Consider the following 15,441-nt stretch of genomic DNA (forward strand, 5'->3'; position numbering starts at 1 on the left):
GTGCCCACAGGAGAGTCGCATGAGTCAGAACCGTAAAATCCTGCTGTTGGGCGTCGACGGCTTGATCCCCGAGCTGGTCGAGCGCTTCTGCGCCGAGGGTGTGCTGCCCAACATCCAGCGCCTGCGTGACGAAGGCGGCTCGACGCGGCTGCTGCCCTACATCTCGACCTGGGGCGATACCAACTTCGTGACGTTTCTGACCGGCCAGGCGCCGGGCACCAGCTGGGTCGGCCAGCGACTGCCGCCCAGCGGCACGCAACATCTGCTGGAGCTGATGAGCGCCGCGGGGCAACGAGCGGCGCTGGTGCATTTTCCCGAGAGCCTCAAACCGACAGGCTCCGACGATCTCTGCTTCGCCCCGTTCTGGAGCGGTAGCGGCCCGGCACCGATGGAGCTCGCCCCGGCGTGCCTGCACAGCACCCATCTCGATCAGTGGACCAATACACCCCAGACCGAAGCCCTGGGGTGGCCGCCCACCGGCACGCTGGCCCATCACCAGAAGCACAATCGCTTTGCCGTCGAGCGTGCGGGTGACGGCTTCGTCGCGCTGATTCCCGCGCATCGTGGCGAGCCCGTGCCGGTAACGCTGAGCCCGAACGGCGAACGTCTACGGCTCACCCTGGCGGACGGCGAGGCCAGCCTGAGCGTCGGTGAGTGGAGCGAATGGCTGCCGCTCGAACTCGAAGGTAAGCGCACGGCGATACGCTTCAAGCTGCTCGACTTCGACGCCGCCAGCGGCAGAATCGATCTGCTGCAATCCCAGGTGACCGCGCCCGCGTCCGCCAGCGGGCAACCCGAGGTGGCCCAGCGGTTGATCGAGCGCCATGGCCCGTTCATTTCCAAATGGGCGGTCTCCGCCGACCCGGATACACGCTACTTCGAGACCAGCTTCGAGGAAGGGCGCTATCAGCTCGAGTGGCTGGTCGACAGTGCCCTGACGCTACTCAACGAAAAAGGCTTCCAGCTCTTTGCCACGGTCTTCCGGCTCAACGACGAGACTCATCACACCTGTCTGGCGCAATGCGATCCCGAATCCAAGTTCTACACAGCCAATGATCGCGATCGCTATCTCGAGGTGATCCGCCATTCCTACCGCATTCTCGACGACGCTGTGGGCCGGGCGCTGGCCGGTTGCGACGACGACACGGTGGTGGTGCTCGCCTCCGATCACGGCGACGTGCCCAATAGCCACCTTTGTGATATCCACAGGCGGTTGGCCGAATTCGACCTGTGCACGATCGATGGCGAAGGCAAGCCCGACGTCGCCGCGAGCCAGGCGTTTCTCAAGGACGAGCGTGGCGGACTGGAGATCTTCGTCAATCGCAATCTCGTGCCGACAGCCGAGATCGAGCGGGTACAGACGCGCATCCTCAAGGCGCTGACCACCTGGTACGTCGAGACGACAAGCGGCGAACGCAACGTGGTCGCTCTGGCACTCAAGAAGCAGGATGCCAGCCCGCTGGGCTACTGGGGCGAGCTGATGGGTGACGTGCTGTTCGCCTACGCCCCCGGGTTCGTCTGGGGCACCAACGAACGCGGCGATACGGTGGCCGAACTCGTTACCCCCGGCGCCAACCACGGCCCGCAGGTGCCTACCGCCAGCACCGCGTTCGCTTCCAATCACGGCGTGGCGTTTTTCCATGGCTTGGGGATTCGTGGCGGTGTCGAGTTGCCATTCGATACGGCTCGCGGCATTCAACGCATGGACAGCGCCGGGGCGACCTTCGCCAGGCTGCTCGGCCTGCCCACCGACTCGCTGGACGGCAAGCCGTTGACTGCGCTGCTGGACCCGGCTTGATTCATCACTGAACGTAACGGCTGCTCATGGAGGAAGAGGCGTCTCGAGTTGAGCGATGGAAAGACGCCTCGCATTGCGTCCAGTCTGTTTTTACGCGGCGCCAAGGTTAATGGATATCAATAATACTCGCTCATCCTGAACAACCCGGCCGCGTGTGCGCTGCTTTTCGTTAGTCGAGTTTATCGACATTAACTCATGGGAGTTTTTGTCGATAAACACTTCTCTTTTATGACTATACATTGACCTATTGGCTAGCCGGTGACGCCAACGGCTCGCCTCTACATTGGTTACATAGAAAACCTGATACGAGGCTTTGTCGTTTGGCAGGAGCTGCTACCTTTAGGTCGTGCTTGGCGATTGCCAATTGCACAACGAGAAGCATGGAATGCATCAACTAAGCGAGTGAGCCTTTGGCTATCAGTTTCGCAAGCATTGTCGCGAAACCGATCATGGCTATCGCTTGGTCAATCCAATGGAGTTTCGATATGGTCATTAAAAGCGCTAACGATCTTTTTATTCACTTGCTTTCTGACGTCAATAGTGCAGAAAAGCAAATTACTCGCGCACTTCCCAAGCTGGCACGTGCCGCCGATAACGATCAGCTGGTGGAAGCCTTCAAAAAACACCTTGAAGAAACCCGCGGGCAGGTGGAACGGCTCGAGAAAGTGGCGGATACGATTCCTGATATTCGAATCAAGCGCACCAAGTGCTATGTCATGGAGAGTCTGATCGAAGAGTCTCAAGAACTCATCGATAATGCGGAGAAAGGCCCCGTTCTGGACGCAGGCTTGATAGGTGCGGCTCAAAAGGTGGAGCACTATGAAATTGCCGCCTATGGCACCTTGTGCGCAATGGCTGAGCAGCTCGGTTATACCGAAGCCAAAGATATCCTTGCCGAGACGCTCAAGGAAGAGAAGGCCACCGATGACAAGCTCTCCAAGCTGGCCAAGCAGAACGTGAATCAGAAAGCGGGATAAGTCTCGAGTTCCGGATCGATTAGGCCCTCATGGCGAGGGCCTTTTTTGAGGTTTCAGTAAGCGGTTTCCATCCGAAAGAAATCATCTTTCGATATCCGGCTTGCCGGGCGTAAAGCTGGGTGGATCGCTCGCCGGGAAACTGTCCGCGCTCATGTCGTCCACACGGGCCTGCATTTCCTGCTCGGAAGGAACGGCAGGAAAGTGATCCACCGGATCGTTCAAGACCCAGTGCGTGTCATGGCGAGTCAGCTTTTCCATCGGAATACGGTAAGTGGTGCCTTCCTCGGTTTCCATCAATACGTTTTGCGTACCGTTTTCCTTGATGACATTACCTACCAACCGACTTTCGCCGTCATAGACAGCGCTACGTTCATTTTCCATGTTGGTAACCTATACCGAATCCGTTCGTGGATGAGTTCTCCTCAGACAACTGCTTTCTCAACATAGCCCTTTTTTCGGGTGTCGAGAAGCACTCCTTCGGTACGATGAACCGCGGTTGTTTATCTGCGCTAATCGATACCTGTCAAAGCGTTGACGCTGCCTTGACGTTGCCTCGCGATCGGGATTCTGCGATCGGATTTGATGTGCTTTAACGCCGCCGGGCATCGGTGCGCTCGCGGGATTGGCGATCGGCTAACGTTAAACATTGCCAACAGGCACTATCGTCGACCGTGACCGCGACCTACCGCGATCCGGCTGAAAAGGGAGAAATTCGATGTCTTCCGAAGCGCGACATACGCTTTCGCATACCCGCAAGCAGGATATGGCTCCGGTCACTGGCGTGGAACGCTGGGCTTCGCTGGGCGGTGGTTTGTGGGGGATAGCAGGCGGTTTGAGAAAAGGCGGCCTCATGGGTTGGGGGCAGGCCATCCTGTCAGGAATGCTGGTCTATCGGGCCATCAAGGGAGAGTGTCGGCTCAAGGGCGCACTCTCGGCCTCTCCTTACGAGAAGCACGTGGCCGAAGCGCATCATTGGCAGGCGGCCAGGGTGGTCTCGCACAGCGTGACCGTCAACAAGCCTCGCGATGAGCTCTACCGTTTCTGGCGCGCGCCCGACAAGCTGGCCGAAGTCCTGACGCCCGCCATGCATATCGAGCAGGTCGACGATCGGACGACACGCTGGATCCTGGATAGCGACCCCGCGAAACAGCTTCTCGTGCGTCTCGTCGACGATCGGGAGGGGGAGTTCCTCGAGTGGGTCTCCGACTCGGAAGCTCTGCCGCCGTTTTCCGGCTGGGTGCGTTTTCAGGACGCGCCAGGCAGAGGCGGGACGGAAGTCCAGTGCTACGTGACCTACGAACCCGCCAAAGGCCACTTGGGCTATCTGGCCGACAAGGGATCGGGCGGCACTTCCCATTGGCTGCACCGCAACCTCCGGCGCTTCAAGCAGAAGATGGAAACCGGCGAGATCACGGCATCGCGGCCGTTTACCTGAGATTTGGGAGATTGGAAAATCGGGCTTGTCCAGGAATTCGTGGACCACCAGACGTTGTCAAGGCACGCCCCGCTTTCAGACGAAGCCTGTCGTCGGCTGGCCTTGTCGATCATGAATGTTCCGCGGGACGTGGCACAGGCCGAACAGGAACAAGGAGAGTCTTCATGCGAGCATTGACATGGCAAGGCACCAATCGGCTGAGCGTCGAGACGTTGCCCGATCCGGAATTGATCAACCCCCGTGACGTCATCGTTCGGGTCAAGCTGTCGTCCGTCTGCGGCTCCGACCTGCATCTTCTGGATGGTTACGTACCCACGATGCACGCCGGCGACGTGCTCGGGCACGAGTTTCTGGGAGAAGTGGTCGAGGCAGGAAGCGGGGTGACCCAGTTCAGCCGTGGGGATCGGGTCATCGCGATCTCGATCCTTGGCTGTGGCGACTGTCAGCCTTGCCAGCGTCAGGAATTTTCCTGCTGCGACAACTCCAACCCCAATCCCACGTTCACCCAGGAACTCTACGGACACGCCTGTACGGGCATCTTCGGCTACAGCCATGCATTCGGCGGATACGCCGGCAGCCATGCCACCTACGTCAGGGTGCCGTTCGCCGACGTCAATCTGTTCAAGGTGCCGGAAGGCATCAGCGACGAGAAGGCGCTGTTCGTCTCGGATGCCGTTCCCACGGGCTATTACGGCGCCGACATCGCCGATATCGAACCGGGCGACACGGTCGCCGTCTGGGGCTGCGGTGGCGTCGGGCAGATGGCCATTCGGAGCGCCTATCTGATGGGCGCCGAGCAGGTCATCGCCATCGACCGCTTCGAGGATCGGCTGCACCTCGCTCGCAAGCAGGGCGGGGCGATCGGGCTGAACTACACCCAGCATGACATTCATGATGCGCTGTTGAGCCTGACCGGCGGGCGCGGCCCCGACCGATGCATCGACTGCGTGGGCATGGAAGCGCATTCCGAACACAAGCTCGAAGATGTCTACGACCGTACGAAGCAGATGATGCGGCTGCAGACGGAACGCGGTGCGGCGCTGCGCCAGGCGATCCACTCCTGTCGCAAGGGAGGGACCGTGTCCGTGCTTGGCGTCTACGCGGGCTTCATGGACAAGTTCCCGATCGGCGCGGTCGTCAACAAGGCGCTGACGATGAAATCGGGCCAGCAGCCGGGGCAGCGCTATGTCGAACGGATCTTCGAACACATTCAGGCCGGCGAACTCGACCCTTCCTACCTCATGACCCATACCGCTTCGCTGGAAGAGGGCCCCCAAGGCTACGCCATGTTCAAGCACAAGAGCGACGACTGCCTGCGTGTCGTCTTTGAGCCTTGAGGCCAAGCCTCGAGGTCATAGAGCTCGAGGTCATAAAGCTCGAGGTCATAAAGCTCGAGGTCATAAAGCTCGAGGTCAGAGGCCATAGAGTAAGCCCGGCAAATCAGGAACTCTGGGAAAGGCACCAACGAAAGAGGCTCAACGATGATGTTGAGCCTCGGTTCGACAAGCCAGCAATATCTGTCTTTTCCGTTTACCGTTTACCGTTTACCGTTTACCGCTCAGTTCGTCACTTTCCGACCGGGCGAGGAAGGCACGGGTAACGTCGTCGAGGTTGTCTTCCAGCCACTTCGCCATGGCCAGCTCCTCCTGGAGGATGCTTTCGCAGACTTCCTTGATACGAATCTCACCCAACTGATCGGCGGCAGCGATCAACGCACGGTAGTTGGCGATCTCGAAGTGCTCGAAGGCGTAACTGGCGACGCTACCCTTGACCACTTCGTCGGGCGCCATGGAACCGCCGATCGCCTGGCCCATCGCGGCGAACTTCCCGCCCAGGTCTTTCATCGTCGAGGTGCTGGTATTCATCGACTCCAGACACTCCTCGAGCCGAGCGGCCTGGGACTTGGTTTCATCGATATGCTGGGTAATGCGCGCCTGCAATTTCGGATAATGCTCCAGACGCTTGGCCTGGGCGGTCAGCATCTGCTCGGCCTGCTCTTCCATGGCATGAGCGTCCTTGAGCCATGAATGAAGCTGTTGCATGGGATCGCTACTCATCGTTCATCTCCTTGAAAACTACCGGCCTCGTAGTCGAACGAAGGCCATCGTTGGGTTACGCATCCCTGAATCGAAGCCGTCCGGCTTATTCGGCCTCCCCCACGCCTTTCATGACATCGGCCATGTTTTCGTACTGGCCTTCGGGCAAGGCTTCGACGACTTTCATGACGTCGGATTCCGCACCATTTTTCTTGGCGTGCTCAACGATATCGTTCTTGCCTGCCGGGAAATCGATACCACCGAGATAGTTGGAGATATTGGCCGGGGATTGGCCTCCGAGACCTCGAGTCATCATCGATACTCCTTGTAGGTTCATGCTTGTCACTTATCGAGCTTAGTCGGCGGCCGACCGCATACCAGCGAGAACCGCGCGCTGGATTGACGGGGGTTAACGACGTGGCGAGGAGTAGGGGCAGGCGAGATTTCGGGCAGTGAAGTCGTTCGCGGTCACGCGCTCACATACCGTCCCGGCAGCCGTTCGGCCAGGAAATCCATGAACAGCCGGGCGCGCTGGGAGAGGGCGGTCTGGCGGTAGTAGACGACATTGATGCGCTGGGTCTGGAATTGCGTCTGATCGGGCAGGATATCGACGAGAAGGCCTTGCCGGCGCGGGGCGATCGTCACGTAGTCGGCCAGGCAGGCGATGCCCTCGCCCGCCATGACGAGTTCGAGCAGCGTCGTGCCGCTGGAAGCGGAAAGCGTCGGCCTGACATGTAACGGCTCGCCGCGCCCGTCGAGCAGCGGCCAGCGATTGAGATGGTCCAGCTGGCTGAAGCCGAGCAGGCTGTGGTGGGCGAGATCGTCGACGCTCTGGGGGACGCCGCGGCGCGTCAGGTACTCGGGGCTCGCCAACAGTCGCAGCGGGCTATTGCCGAGCGGGCGAGCGTGCAGTGAAGAGTCTTCCAGCTCGCCGATACGGATGGCGAGATCGACCCGCTGTTCGAGCAGATCGACGAAGCGGTCGTGGGTGTCGAGCTCCAGCGCGATGCCGGGGTAGCGCTGATGGAATTCCCCGATCACCGGCACGAGCACGAACTGCATGAAGCTTGGCGCCGCGTTGATGCGAAGCCGCCCCTGGGGCCGGTCCTGATGGTGGGCGATGGCTTCCTCGGCGCTGTCGACGGCGGCGAGAATCGACCGCACGTGGCCGAGGAACGTCTCGCCTTCTTCGGTCAACTCCAGCCGTCGCGTCGTCCGTCGCAACAGCGTCGTGCCCAGTTTGCGCTCGAGACGATTGAGCGCGCGGCTGACGCCGGAGACCGTCATGTCCAGCCCCTCGGCGGCGGCCGTGATTGAACCCCGGTCGACCACGGCAACGAACGCCAGCTGTTCCTCGAGCGTGCTTTTCATGGACGCCTCCCAGCGAGATCGGACGGTTATTGATTTTAAGTCAAAAGTGACTTGTCGCCAGCGTGGTTTATCCATTGCGGTTTGTCGCCACAATGGTGCCATTGCGCTGCGCCAGAGAAACACCGGGGTGCGGCATTCAAGATCGCGACGGAGAACGCTCGAACGATGAAGATTCTATTGATCAATGGCGGCAAGCCGTTTGCCCATTCCAGCGGCGAGCTCAACAATACGCTGCACGGTATCGCCTGGCACACGCTGATCGAACTGGGCCACGAGCTCCGCGAGACGGTGATCGAGCAGGGCTACGATATCGACGCCGAAGTGCAGAACTATCTCTGGGCCGATGTCATCGTCTATCAGATGCCGGGCTGGTGGATGGGCGCGCCCTGGACCCTCAAGCGCTACATCGACGAAGTGTTCACCGCCGGCCACGGTTCTCTCTATGCCAGCGACGGGCGCACGCGCACCGATCCCAGCAAGCAGTACGGCAGCGGCGGGCTGCTGCAGGGGCGTCGCTACATGCTGTCGCTGACCTGGAACGCGCCGATCGAAGCGTTCGACGAGCCGGGCAACTTCTTCGAAGGCCTCGGCGTCGACGGTGTCTACTTCGCCTTCCACAAGTCGCAGGAATTCGTCGGGCTGGCCGGGCTGCCGAGCTTCATCGCCAACGACGTGATCAAGGCGCCGGAAGTCGAACGCTACCAGGCGGAATACCGCGAGCATCTGGAACGCGTGATCGGTCGGGCCGAAGCGCCGGTGGCCGAGACACGAGATTCGGTATCCGCCTGAGAATTGCGTTCCCTGAGAACCTAGCGCGTGACACGAAGGCAGCCTTGGCTGCCTTCGTCCGTTTACAACCTCGGATCGGGCTTGAAGGGGAGGGGCTCGGCCGCTGCGACAATCGGATCAAACAGCGGATGTCCGGGGTTGAGCATGTAGTTGAACTCTCTTGGCACCACCACGCTGGGCAGCGCCAGTGCCAGGCTTTGACCAGAGGTCAGCCAGCCATCGCCCAGATCGGCAGTCTCTGCTGGCGCTGGCGCTTCCTGCCAGTTGTCCGGTAAATCCTCTGCGCCAACTCTCAAGATGCTCTCGGCGGGCAGTGTCAGGCGCAGTAGTGCATAGGCATCGAGCAACCGATAGCTTTCCAGATGCACCATGATTTCCAGCAGCGCCAGCGATTCGGAACTTGCCACATAGACACAGGCACGGCCCGGGCTGTTCCAGCGCCCCCCGTAAAGCCGTGCGCCTTCGCCATCGAAGGCGGTGTCCTGATATTTACGTTTGACCAGCCGATAAGCGTACACCTCCATCACGCCGAGACTCCGTGCTCCAATCGCCCGATCAGGTTCAGTACCGTTTGATATTCGGCTGACGTCGCGCTCATCTCGATGGGTTTGCGCCCACCAAGGCCGATATTGGGTTTGAGCAGCCATGCGCGAGCGCCTTCGGCATCGCCCTCGAACAGATCCAGCGCCGCCTTGAAAAGCTCGGCAAAGCGATACAGTCGGTCGCTTTCCGCCAACTTGAACCGGCCCGACTTGGCACGGCGGCTAAGCGTGGCCGAAGGAATATCGACATAGCGCGCCAGTGCCTTCTGCTCGATCCCCGACACCTGGGCAAGCCTGGGATAGACCCGGTACTCCACGCCTTCATGCAGCAGTTCGTGCAACTTGCGGCCTCGCGCCGGTAGGCCGATCTGTTGCCAGAAGCCGGAGGCCGAGGCTTTCGGTGGCTGGTATTGAGTAAAGCGGACGTCCATGACGATTACTCCGTTTGATAGCCTTAAGGCATATCAATTGGTATACGTGGCGCAGTCGTCTCCGTCAAGCGATACCGCTGTCAGAAAATATCGTCGACCGGGCTGACGGGTATTCCACAGCTGTCTCAGCCGTGGACGGTATCCGGTCCTGTCATGCGTGTCGCTCATCTGTCGGATAGCGGCGCGAATCCGTTGATCTGTCGCGTTCGACATGAAGTCGGTAGCGATGGCTTGCGGTATGCTGTGGTGCGAAAGATAGCTCGCTTACTAAGTGAGCTCGCACGCCACGCTGAGAGTACTGCCATGAGCACGTTTAACGCCAGAACCCCATCGACCGCCGGGAATGAGAATGCCACTGTCTCTGCGACCAAACTGCCCCCACGCCCCGATGCGGAAACGCTCTGGGCGCTGATCGCCGATCTCGAGCCAATGCTGGGCGATCGCATCACCACGGTGGCGGGGATTCGCGAGCAGCACGGGCATGACGAGTCCTGGCACCATCCGGCCGCCCCGGACGCCGTCTGCTTTCCGCACTCCACCGAAGAAGTCTCCGCGATCGTGCGGGCCTGCGCGGCCCACCGGGTGCCGGTGATTCCCTACGGTGTCGGCACTTCCATCGAAGGCCAGGTGATCGCCGATCATGGCGGCCTGTGTGTCGACCTTTCCGCCATGAACGCGATTCTCGACGTTCGCCCCGAAGACATGGACGCCACCGTCCAGCCCGGGGTGACGCGTGCCCAGCTCAACACCCATCTGCGTGCCACCGGTCTGTTTTTTTCCGTCGATCCGGGGGCGGACGCCAGCATGGGCGGCATGGCCTCGACCCGCGCCAGCGGCACCAACACCGTGCGCTACGGCACCATCCGCGAGAACGTGCTGTCGATGACGGTGGTGATGCCGGACGGGCGCATCGTCAAGACCGGCACGCGGGCGCGCAAGTCCGCCGCCGGCTACGACCTGACGCATCTGATGATCGGCGCCGAAGGCACGCTCGGCATCATCACCGAGCTGACGGTGAAACTGCACGGGCTGCCGGAGGCGATCTCCTCGGCGACGGTGGCGTTCGAGACCGTCGCCGGCGCCATCGATACCGTCATCGCCTCGATCCAGTACGGCATACCCATGGCGCGAATCGAGCTGATGGACGCCCTCGCGATACAGGCGGTCAATCGCTTCTCCGGGCTCGACTACGCCGAGAAGCCGACGCTGTTCCTGGAATTCCACGGCACTCACGCCGGCGTGAAGGAGCAGGCCGAAGCGATGGCGGAACTGTGCCAGGAATTCGGCGGCAGCGATTTCGCCTGGGCAACGAGGGAAGAAGAGCGCCAGAGGCTATGGCAGGCCCGCCACGATGCCGCCTACGCCGCCAAGGCGCTGCGTCCGGGAATGGAATTTCTCGCCACCGATATCTGCGTGCCGATATCGAAGCTGGCCGAGTGCATCGAAGCGACCCAAGCCGATGTCGCCGAAAGCGGCCTGGTCGCGCCGCTGCTCGGTCATGTCGGCGATGGCAACTTCCATCTGGTCGTCGCCGTGGATCGCCATAGTGAACAAGAGCTGGAGACGCTGGCGGCATTCAACCAGCGCCTGATCGAACGCGCCCTGGCTGCCGGCGGCACCTGCACCGGCGAGCATGGCATCGGCACCGGCAAGCGCGCCTACATGGAAGCCGAACACGGCGAAGGCTGGGCGGTGATGCGCGCGATCAAGGCCGCGCTCGATCCGCTCGGCATCATGAATCCGGGCAAACTGGTGTAAGTTTCCGGTTTCCAGTCCGTTCCCTTCAGGTGTTGGCGGAGCGGGCTTCCGGCTCGAGCACCTGGGTGTGCAGCGTGTTCCCGTCGCTATCCTTCAACGTGACCGTCAGCGTCTCGCTCCCGGCGTCCAGATCGGCCTGGCCGAAGAACTGATAGCCCGCCGAGGGCGGCAGGTTGGATTGGCCCTCCGGTGGCGCCTTCTGGAAGACCACTTCGGGGCCGAAGGTCGCGTCCATCTCGCTGGGGCCGAAGGTGCCGGCGTGGAGCGGCCCGCTGACGAACTCCCAGAACGGCTTGAACGCCTTGAAACTGGCGCGCTCCGGGGCGTAGTGGTGCGCGGCGGTGTAGTGAACGTCGGCGGTGAACCAGACCACGTTGCGGATATCGTCATCGCGAATGGCCCGCAACAGCCGGGCGAGTTCCAGTTCCCGCCCGAGCGGCTGGCCGGGATCCTTGTTGGCGATCGCTTCGAACCGATCGCCATCCGGCACCACCATGCCGATGGGCATGTCCGCGGCGATGATCTTCCAGGTCGCGGTGGAGTCGTTCAGCGCCTGCCGCAGCCAGCGGAACTGATTTTCGCCGAGGAACGCGGTGGCCGAGGATTCCTCGCCTTGCAGGTTGGCACTGTTGGGTCCGCGATAGCTGCGCATATCCAGCATGAAGACCTCCATCCCCGGCCCGTAAGAGAAACGTCGATAGATCCGTTGCGGGGCGGAAGCGGGCAGGCGAATCGGCATGTATTCCAGAAACGCCTGGCGGCCCCGGGCGGCGAGCAGCGCGACATTCTTTTCCGTATAGAGATCGTTGTCGAGGATCTCCTGCGGATACCAGTTGTTGGTCGTCTCGTGATCGTCCCACTGCGCCAGCATCGGCACTTCGGCGGCAAAACGGCGAAAATTGGCATCGAGATGATTGTAGGCGTGCTGGCCGCGATATTCGTCCAGCGTCTCGGCGACCTTCTGCTTGGCCGGGGTGACGATATTGCGCCAAGCACTGCCGTCCGGCAGCGTGACGCGCTCCTGAAGCGGGCCGTCGGCGTAGACGGTGTCGCCGGAATGGATGAAGAAATCCGGCCGGACCTGGCGCATCGCTTCCCAGGTACGCATGCCGCCACGGGATTCGTCGATCCCCCAGCCCTGACCGACGACGTCGCCCGACCACACGAAACGCAGATCGCGCGGTGCGGATGGCGGCAAGCGCAGTTGCCCGACCATCGGCTCGCCCACTGCCCGCGAGTCGCCCAGCGCGGCGAAGCGCACCCGGTAGTGCACGGTATCCATGCCGGTCAGGCCGGTCGCGTCGATCTTGCCGATCAGATCGGTGCCGGGCAGCACGTCGACCCAGGGAAGCTGGCGGGCGCCTCGGAACTCCGGGTTGTCGGCCACCTCGACCAGCATCCGCGAGGGGAGGCTGGCACGCCCCCACAGCATGGCGCGGTCGGGCAACACGTCGCCGCTCATCACGCCACCTTCGACCGTCGGTCGTCGGCCTTCCGCCATGATGATCGCCGGCGCACTCAGCAGCCCGGTGCCGGCCAACCCGAGGCCGATGCCGAGACGGCCACTCGTGGTCAGGAAGTCACGCCGGGAAAAGCCCTTTCGATTCATCGTCATCGTGCCGTCTCCATCCGCTCGAGGTCATTGGTGCCAGTGACAACAGGCTAGGCGGCGCGAGTGACGAAGGTGTGAAGCTCGTGAGAAAGGGGATAGCGCGACACGATAGGCCGAGATCGGATCGCACCATGCTGCGGTGACGATCCCTGTGACCTGGAGTCGATTGCGGCCACCGACGGCGTGAATCATCCTTCCGATCGCTGACGTCAGACGCAAAACCGCCCGCTAATCATTCAACGGGCGGCTTTTCCATGCGCGTAGCTCAGACTTGGCGGGCCGCCCGTGCCGCATGCAGCTTCCGGTAGCTTTCGAGCAGGCGCTGGTGGCGCTCCAGCCCGGTGAGCTGCGTGTCAGTCGGCTCAAGTCCGGCGAAGCGAACCGAGCCTTCTACCGAACCGACGACTGCCGTCATCGTTTCCTCGCCGAACATGCGCTTGAGATTGTGACGGTAATCGTCGAGCTCAAGATCGTCGTCGAGGGTGATCTGCAGCACCGCGAGCAGCGCCTGATAGAACAGGCCGCGCTCGAGGGTGTTGTCGTTGAACTGCAGGAACATCTCGACCTGATCCAATGCGTCCTCGAGTTGGCCAAGCGCCAGGTTGATCAGCAGCTTCAGCTCGAGAATGGTGAGCTGGCCCCAGACGGTGTTCTCGTCGAACTCGATGCCGATCAGGGTGATGATCTTCATCTGCTCGTCGAGCTCGCTCTCCTCCAGACGCTCGAGCAGGTCGGCCAGCTGCGCCTCATCCAGCGCGTGCAGGTCGAGGATGTCCTCGCGGAAGGCGAGCGCCATGTTGGTGTTGTCCCACACCAGGTCTTCCACCGGGTACACCTCGGAGTAGCCGGGCACCAGAATGCGGCAGACCGGCGCGCCCAGGTCTTCATGGGTCGCCACGTAGGCTTCTAGACCCTCGGCTTCGAGAATGCCGAACAGTGCCGCTGCCTCCTCCGCGTTGGAGCCCGAGAAGTCCCACTCGACGAACTCGACGTCCGCCTGGGCGCTGAAGAAACGCCACGAGATCACGCCGGAAGAGTCGATGAAGTGCTCGACGAAGTTGTTGGGCTCGGAGACCGCCTGGGAATTGAAGGTGGGCGGTGGCAGGTCGTTGAGGCCTTCGAAGCTGCGGCCCTGCAACAGCTCGGTGAGGCTGCGCTCGACCGCCACCTGGAAGCTCGGGTGCGCGCCGAAGGAAGCGAACACGCCGCCGGTGCGCGGGTTCATCAGCGTGACGCAGGCGACCGGATAGCGGCCGCCGAGGGAGGCATCCTTCACCAGTACCGGGAAGCCCTGCGCTTCCAGCGCTTCGATGCCCTCGACGATACCGGGATATTTCGCCAGCACGGCCTCGGGCACGTCCGGCAGCACGATCTCCTGCTCGATGATCTGTCTTTTCACCGCGCGCTCGAAGATCTCCGAAAGGCACTGCACCTGCGCTTCGGCGATGGTGTTGCCTGCGCTCATGCCGTTGCTGAGATACAGGTTCTCGATCAGGTTCGACGGGAACCAGACTGTCTCGCCGTCCGACTGGCGCACGAAGGGCAGCGAGACGATGCCGCGATCCGTCCGGCCGGAGTTGGTGTCGAACAGATGCGAGCCGCGCAGCTCGCCTTCCGGATCGAAGATCGCCCGGCAGTGGTCGTCGAGAATTTCTACCGGCAGTTCGTCATTCGGCCCCGGCTGGAACCACTTCTCACCGGGATAATGGACGAAATCGCTATCGGCGATCTCCGGGCCGAAGAACTGATCGTTGTAGAAGAAGTTGCAGGAGAGGCGCTCGATGAACTCGCCCAGCGCGGAGCAGAGCGCGGCTTCCTTGGTGGCGCCCTTGCCGTTGGTGAAACACATCGGCGAGGCGGCGTCGCGAATGTGCAGCGACCACACGTTCGGCACGATATTGCGCCACGAAGCGATCTCGATCTTCATGCCGAGGTCCGCAAGGATCTTCGTCATGTTGGCGATGGTCTGCTCCAGCGGCAGATCCTTGCCCTCGATCCAGGTCGATTCGCCTTCGCCGTCTTTGACATGAGTCCCCGCCATCAGCAGCGCCTGGGCGTCTTCGTCGATGCTCTTGACCGTCTCGATCTGGAATTCCGGGTTGTTCTGGATCACCCGCTTGACCGAGCAGCGCTCGACGGAGCGCAGGATGCCGATGCGATCCTTCTCGGAGATATCGTCCGGCAACTCGACCTGGATCTTGAAGATCTGGTTGTAGCGGTTCTCCGGGTCGACGATGTTGTTCTGCGAAAGCCGGATGTTCTCGGTCGGAATGTCCCGCGCGTTGCAGTAGACCCGCACGAAGTAGGCTGCGCACAGCGCCGAAGACGCCAGGAAGTAGTCGAACGGCCCCGGTGCGGAGCCATCGCCCTTGTAGCGGATCGGCTGGTCGGTGATGACGGTGAAGTCATCGAACAGCGCTTCCTGACGCAGGTTGTCGAGATAGTTGACCTTGATTTCCATGGAGAAGGACCGCGTTGGTAAGTGGCTGCGCCTCGAATTCTGGACCCGGGCGGATGGCGGCCATTATCCGGATTTGGGGGCGCTGCGTCTTGGGGGTGTTTTGTCGGAGTGGCGTTTCGGCTCGAAGGCGTCCCGTTTCGACCGGATGACCATTTCGACCGGATGACAAAAGGCCCGACCCCCATCCAATGGGGATCGGGCCAGCTCTCTTGCTAACGATGCGTTGAACAG

The 15,441-nt window shown here is 61.5% G+C and carries 15 protein-coding genes; 7 read left to right on the forward strand and 8 right to left on the reverse strand.

Annotation, left to right across the window (positions count from 1 at the left end):
* The first annotated feature begins 19 nt into the window (after positions 1 to 19).
* Complete coding sequence (locus R3F72_RS08430; RefSeq protein WP_332779421.1) at positions 20 to 1,798, forward strand: alkaline phosphatase family protein; 1,779 nt, start codon at positions 20 to 22, stop codon at positions 1,796 to 1,798.
* Between the two features lie 449 nt (positions 1,799 to 2,247).
* Positions 2,248 to 2,775 (forward strand): YciE/YciF ferroxidase family protein, encoded by a 528-nt coding sequence (locus R3F72_RS08435; protein WP_332779422.1) that lies wholly within the window; start codon positions 2,248 to 2,250, stop codon positions 2,773 to 2,775.
* 81 nt (positions 2,776 to 2,856) lie between these two features.
* On the opposite strand, the gene R3F72_RS08440 is transcribed toward R3F72_RS08435, so the two are convergent.
* Positions 2,857 to 3,156: a hypothetical protein gene (locus R3F72_RS08440; protein ID WP_071232362.1), complete on the reverse strand. Its 300-nt coding sequence runs from the start codon at positions 3,154 to 3,156 to the stop codon at positions 2,857 to 2,859.
* A 334-nt stretch (positions 3,157 to 3,490) separates the two neighbouring features.
* Here R3F72_RS08440 and R3F72_RS08445 point away from each other — a divergent pair, with 334 nt between their 5' ends.
* Entirely contained in the window at positions 3,491 to 4,210 is a 720-nt protein-coding gene (locus R3F72_RS08445) for an SRPBCC family protein (protein ID WP_087720271.1), read from the forward strand.
* 164 nt (positions 4,211 to 4,374) lie between these two features.
* A complete protein-coding gene (locus tag R3F72_RS08450) occupies positions 4,375 to 5,547 on the forward strand; it encodes a zinc-dependent alcohol dehydrogenase (RefSeq protein WP_087720270.1) in 1,173 nt (390 codons plus the stop codon).
* 207 nt (positions 5,548 to 5,754) lie between these two features.
* On the opposite strand, the gene R3F72_RS08455 is transcribed toward R3F72_RS08450, so the two are convergent.
* The 3 genes from R3F72_RS08455 to R3F72_RS08465 form a co-directional block, all read right to left on the reverse strand.
* Complete coding sequence (locus R3F72_RS08455) at positions 5,755 to 6,267, reverse strand: ferritin-like domain-containing protein (protein WP_071232359.1); 513 nt, start codon at positions 6,265 to 6,267, stop codon at positions 5,755 to 5,757.
* Between the two features lie 85 nt (positions 6,268 to 6,352).
* Positions 6,353 to 6,559, reverse strand: a complete 207-nt coding sequence (locus tag R3F72_RS08460) for a DUF2795 domain-containing protein (RefSeq protein WP_332779423.1) — start codon at positions 6,557 to 6,559, stop codon at positions 6,353 to 6,355.
* A gap of 155 nt (positions 6,560 to 6,714) precedes the next feature.
* Complete coding sequence (locus R3F72_RS08465; protein ID WP_303856657.1) at positions 6,715 to 7,617, reverse strand: LysR substrate-binding domain-containing protein; 903 nt, start codon at positions 7,615 to 7,617, stop codon at positions 6,715 to 6,717.
* A gap of 165 nt (positions 7,618 to 7,782) precedes the next feature.
* Here R3F72_RS08465 and R3F72_RS08470 point away from each other — a divergent pair, with 165 nt between their 5' ends.
* Positions 7,783 to 8,406, forward strand: a complete 624-nt coding sequence (locus R3F72_RS08470) for an NAD(P)H-dependent oxidoreductase (protein WP_087720546.1) — start codon at positions 7,783 to 7,785, stop codon at positions 8,404 to 8,406.
* Positions 8,407 to 8,468: 62 nt separating this feature from the next.
* Here the strand turns inward: R3F72_RS08470 and R3F72_RS08475 are convergent, their stop codons facing one another.
* Both R3F72_RS08475 and parS read right to left on the reverse strand, forming a co-directional pair.
* Complete coding sequence (locus tag R3F72_RS08475; RefSeq protein ID WP_322529545.1) at positions 8,469 to 8,930, reverse strand: RES family NAD+ phosphorylase; 462 nt, start codon at positions 8,928 to 8,930, stop codon at positions 8,469 to 8,471.
* Entirely contained in the window at positions 8,930 to 9,379 is a 450-nt protein-coding gene (parS, locus tag R3F72_RS08480; protein WP_087720548.1) for a type II RES/Xre toxin-antitoxin system antitoxin, read from the reverse strand. The genes R3F72_RS08475 and parS overlap by 1 nt, the downstream gene beginning before the upstream one ends.
* A 303-nt stretch (positions 9,380 to 9,682) precedes the next feature.
* Between parS and R3F72_RS08485 the strand changes: the two genes are divergently transcribed.
* Positions 9,683 to 11,137 (forward strand): FAD-binding oxidoreductase, encoded by a 1,455-nt coding sequence (locus tag R3F72_RS08485; RefSeq protein WP_332779424.1) that lies wholly within the window; start codon positions 9,683 to 9,685, stop codon positions 11,135 to 11,137.
* 25 nt (positions 11,138 to 11,162) lie between these two features.
* On the opposite strand, the gene R3F72_RS08490 is transcribed toward R3F72_RS08485, so the two are convergent.
* Positions 11,163 to 12,752, reverse strand: coding sequence for an alkaline phosphatase D family protein (locus R3F72_RS08490; RefSeq protein WP_332779425.1), 1,590 nt, complete (start codon positions 12,750 to 12,752; stop codon positions 11,163 to 11,165).
* 262 nt (positions 12,753 to 13,014) lie between these two features.
* Positions 13,015 to 15,210: an OsmC domain/YcaO domain-containing protein gene (locus R3F72_RS08495; protein ID WP_332779426.1), complete on the reverse strand. Its 2,196-nt coding sequence runs from the start codon at positions 15,208 to 15,210 to the stop codon at positions 13,015 to 13,017.
* Here R3F72_RS08495 and R3F72_RS08500 point away from each other — a divergent pair.
* Positions 15,194 to 15,376, forward strand: a complete 183-nt coding sequence (locus R3F72_RS08500; protein ID WP_143543309.1) for a hypothetical protein — start codon at positions 15,194 to 15,196, stop codon at positions 15,374 to 15,376. The two genes, R3F72_RS08495 and R3F72_RS08500, sit on opposite strands and share 17 nt — an antisense overlap.
* Positions 15,377 to 15,441: the final 65 nt, after the last annotated feature.

It is taken from the genome of Salinicola sp. 4072 (assembly GCF_036663415.1).
Lineage (GTDB): Bacteria > Pseudomonadota > Gammaproteobacteria > Pseudomonadales > Halomonadaceae > Salinicola > Salinicola salarius_A.